The sequence below is a fragment of the Sediminibacterium roseum genome (genome assembly GCF_009939005.1).
Classification (GTDB): domain Bacteria; phylum Bacteroidota; class Bacteroidia; order Chitinophagales; family Chitinophagaceae; genus Sediminibacterium; species Sediminibacterium roseum.
Map to the genome: position 1 here is coordinate 1 of NZ_JAACJS010000014.1, position 4026 is coordinate 4026.

Genomic DNA, 4026 nt, shown 5'->3' on the forward strand with positions numbered 1-4026 from the left:
ACAATGCGAATGTTAATGGTAATCTTACTTCAACCGGAACGATAACATCTCAAGGATTGAGCACTGTAACCGGCCTGATTGGTAACCTTACCGTTCCTGGAACAATCGTTGGTGGTACATTCAGCGGAACACTTGGTGCAGGTGCATTGTCAAGCATTACAAGTCTTTCATTGAATGCATTGACTGTGACTGGAAACATCACGACACAAACACTGAGTGCAATAAATGCTACTGTAAATAACGCGAACGTAAACGGTAACCTTACTTCAACCGGCACGATAACATCACAAGGGTTGAGCACAGTGACCGGCTTGATCGGCAACCTGAACGTTCCTGGAACTGTAACAACACAATCGCTCAGCGCTATAAATGCAACGGTTAACAATGCTAATGTTAATGGTAATCTGACATCAACAGGAACTATAACCTCTCAAAGTCTGAGCACAGTAACTGGCCTGATCGGTAACCTGACTGTTCCTGGCACAATCGTTGGAGGTACATTCAGCGGTACATTGGGTGCCGGCGCATTGTCCAGCATTACAAGTCTTTCATTGAATGCATTAACTGTGACTGGAAACATCACAACACAAACACTGAGTGCAATTACCGCTACTGTAAATAATGCGAACGTTAATGGTAACCTTACGTCGACAGGAAATGTGACGGCCCAATCGCTCAGTGCAATAAATGCGACTGTAAATAGTGCGAATGTTAATGGTAATCTGACGTCTACAGGAAATGTGACGGCACAATCACTGAGTGCTGTTAATGCTACTGTTAACAATGCTAATGTAAACGGCAACCTTACTTCAACCGGCACGATAACATCACAAGGATTGAGCACTGTAACGGGCCTGATCGGTAACCTGACTGTTCCTGGAACAATCATTGGCGGTACATTCAGTGGCACGCTTGGTGCGGGCGCATTATCAAGCATTACAAGTCTTTCATTGAATGCATTGACCGTGACCGGAAACATCACAACGCAATCACTCAGCGCTGTAAATGCTACTGTGAACAATGCGAATGTTAACGGCAACCTTACTTCAACAGGAACTATAACTTCTCAAAGTCTGAGCACTGTAACTGGCTTGATCGGCAACCTGAACGTTCCTGGAACAATCGTTGGTGGTACATTCAGCGGAACACTTGGTGCAGGTGCATTGTCAAGCATTACAAGTCTTTCATTGAATGCATTGACTGTGACTGGAAACATCACGACACAAACACTGAGTGCAATAAATGCTACTGTAAATAACGCGAACGTAAACGGTAACCTTACTTCAACCGGCACGATAACATCACAAGGGTTGAGCACAGTGACCGGCTTGATCGGCAACCTGAACGTTCCTGGAACTGTAACAACACAATCGCTCAGCGCTATAAATGCAACGGTTAACAATGCTAATGTTAATGGTAATCTGACCTCAACCGGAACGATAACTTCTCAGGGATTGAGCACCGTAACTGGTTTGATCGGTAACCTGACTGTTCCTGGAACAATCATTGGTGGTACATTCAGTGGTACGCTTGGTGCAGGCGCATTGTCAAGCATTACAAGTCTTTCATTGAATGCATTGACTGTGACTGGAAACATCACAACACAAACACTGAGTGCAATTACTGCTACTGTAAATAATGCGAACGTGAACGGTAACCTTACTTCAACCGGCACGATAACATCACAAGGGTTGAGCACAGTGACCGGCTTGATCGGCAACCTGAACGTTCCTGGAACTGTTACGACGCAATCGCTCAGCGCTATAAATGCTACTGTTAACAATGCGAACGTTAACGGCAACCTTACATCAACCGGTACAATAACATCACAAGGCTTAAGCACCGTTACTGGTTTGATCGGAAACCTGACTGTTCCTGGAACAATCGTTGGCGGTACATTCAGCGGTACACTTGGTGCTGGTGCATTGTCAAGCATCACAAGTCTTTCATTGAATGCTTTGACTGTGACTGGCAACATCACAACACAAACACTGAGTGCAATCACTGCAACCGTAAATAACGCAAACGTTAATGGTAATCTTACATCAACCGGCACGATAACCTCTCAAAGCCTGAGCACTGTAACAGGTTTGATCGGCAACCTGAACGTTCCTGGAACTGTAACAACGCAATCGCTCAGCGCTATAAATGCAACTGTAAATAACGCGAACGTTAACGGCAACCTGACATCAACCGGAACTGTAACATCTCAAGGATTGAGTACAGTTACCGGCCTGATCGGTAACCTGACTGTTCCTGGAACAATCATTGGCGGTACATTCAGCGGTACACTTGGTGCGGGTGCGTTGTCAAGCATCACAAGTCTTTCATTGAATGCATTGACTGTGACTGGAAACATCACAACACAAACACTCAGCGCAATCACTGCAACGGTTAACAATGCTAACGTAAACGGTAACCTTACGTCGACAGGAAATGTGACGGCACAATCATTGAGTGCTGTAAATGCAACCGTGAACAATGCGAATGTTAATGGTAACCTTACTTCAACCGGCACGATAACCTCTCAAAGCCTGAGCACTGTAACTGGCTTGATCGGCAACCTGAACGTTCCTGGAACTGTTACGACGCAATCGCTTAGTGCAATAAATGCAACGGTTAACAATGCCAATGTAAACGGCAACCTTACCTCAACCGGAACTGTAACATCACAAGGATTGAGCACAGTAACCGGCCTGATCGGTAACCTGACTGTTCCTGGAACAATCATTGGCGGTACATTCAGTGGCACGCTTGGTGCGGGCGCATTATCAAGCATTACAAGTCTTTCATTGAATGCATTGACCGTGACCGGAAACATCACAACGCAATCACTCAGCGCTGTAAATGCTACTGTGAACAATGCGAATGTTAACGGCAACCTTACTTCAACAGGAACTATAACTTCTCAAAGTCTGAGCACTGTAACTGGCTTGATCGGCAACCTGAACGTTCCTGGAACTGTAGCAACGCAATCACTCAGTGCAATTAATGCAACTGTTAACAATGCCAATGTAAACGGCAACCTTACCTCAACCGGAACGATAACATCTCAAGGATTGAGCACTGTAACCGGCCTGATTGGTAACCTTACCGTTCCTGGAACAATCATTGGCGGTACATTCAGTGGCACGCTTGGCGCGGGTGCGTTGTCAAGCATCACAAGTCTTTCATTGAATGCGTTGACTGTGACCGGAAACATCACAACACAAACACTCAGCGCAATCACCGCAACGGTTAACAATGCTAACGTTAACGGTAACCTTACGTCGACAGGAAATGTGACGGCACAATCATTGAGCGCTATAAATGCAACCGTGAACAATGCGAATGTTAATGGTAATCTTACATCGACAGGAAATGTGACGGCACAATCATTGAGTGCTGTAAATGCTACTGTGAACAATGCGAATGTTAATGGCAACCTTACTTCAACCGGAACGATAACATCTCAAGGATTGAGCACCGTTACTGGTTTGATCGGCAACCTTACTGTTCCTGGAACAATCATTGGCGGTACATTCAGCGGCACACTTGGTGCAGGCGCATTGTCAAGCATCACAAGTCTTTCATTGAATGCATTGACTGTGACTGGAAACATCACAACGCAATCACTCAGCGCTGTAAATGCTACTGTTAACAATGCTAATGTGAATGGCAACCTTACTTCAACAGGAACGATCACATCACAAGGGTTGAGCACAGTGACCGGCTTGATCGGCAACCTGAACGTTCCAGGAACTGTAACAACCCAATCGCTCAGCGCTATAAATGCCACTGTAAATAATGCGAATGTTAACGGTAACCTGACATCAACCGGCACAATAACATCACAAGGTTTAAGCACTGTAACTGGTTTGATCGGTAACCTGACTGTTCCTGGAACAATCATTGGCGGAACATTCAGTGGTACACTCGGTGCGGGTGCATTGTCAAGCATCACAAGTCTTTCATTGAGTGCATTGACTGTAACTGGAAACATCACAACACAAACACTCAGCGCAATCACCGCAACGGTTAACAATG

The 4026-nt window shown here is 45.4% G+C and carries 1 protein-coding gene; it reads left to right on the plus strand.

Features of this window, described 5'->3' with window-relative positions:
* Positions 1 to 4026: beta strand repeat-containing protein (locus GWC95_RS11165; RefSeq protein WP_161818810.1), on the plus strand; the 4026-nt coding region annotated here is incomplete at both ends.